This is a genomic window from Variovorax sp. M-6 (assembly GCF_052114385.1).
Classification (GTDB): Bacteria; Pseudomonadota; Gammaproteobacteria; order Burkholderiales; family Burkholderiaceae_C; genus Variovorax.
Window position 1 is genome coordinate 1 of sequence record NZ_JBFREQ010000107.1, and the last position, 754, is coordinate 754.

Here is a 754-nt window from a genome sequence, read left to right on the forward strand (position 1 = left end):
AAGGGCAGCGTCAAAGAGACGGTGGGCAAGGCCGTCGGCAATGAAAGGTTGCAAGCCGAAGGCTCCGCGGACAAGGTTGCAGGAGCAGTTCAGAAGAAGGTCGGCGATGTCAAGGATGCGGTAAAGACCGTCACGAAGAAGCCCTGACGCCGCTAGTTGCATCCTGCAAAGCGGTCAGGCAAGGCGGGGGCAGGCGCTGCCGACCGGGGGATATTGCGGCCCCGATGCCGTTCAGTGACCCTGCGGCAGGCGCTTGCAAGTCAGATGAAGATCTTGGGATTCCTGCCAAAAGGGACGACGGTGGGTGTCTCATGAACGTTCATGTCCAAGCCCCGGCGAGCGTGCGGGTGAATCGTGTCATCCGCATCGGATGCGCAGGCTGGAGTCTGCCTAGCGGCTTCCGGGGTCAATTCGGCAAAGGTGAATCGCAGTTGGCCCGCTATGCCACCCGCTTTAACGCCGTCGAGATCAACAGCTCGTTCTACAAACCGCACCGTCGGCAAACGTACGAGCGCTGGGCCGCCAGCGCGCCGCCCGACTTTGCATTCAGCGTGAAGATCCCCAAGGCGATCACGCATGAGCTTCGGCTGGCTGCAGCAGCAATGCCGCTCTTCGATGCGTTTCTGGAGCAAGCGCAGGGGCTTGGAACGAAACTGCGTTGCCTGCTCGTGCAGTTGCCGCCCAGCCTGGCCTTCGATTCCAGGTTGGCGGGCCGCTTCGGAGCCCAACTGCGGAAACGCCACATTGGACCGGT

The 754-nt window shown here is 61.8% G+C and carries 2 protein-coding genes; both read left to right on the plus strand.

The window, feature by feature from the left end; translation table 11 throughout:
* Positions 1-147 (plus strand): CsbD family protein (locus AB4Z46_RS35355; protein ID WP_442288200.1); only part of this gene is annotated, 147 nt, incomplete at its 5' end.
* Positions 148-311: 164 nt separating this feature from the next.
* Positions 312-754, plus strand: a 443-nt coding sequence (locus AB4Z46_RS35360) for a DUF72 domain-containing protein (RefSeq protein WP_442288215.1), incomplete at its 3' end; no start/stop codon positions are given.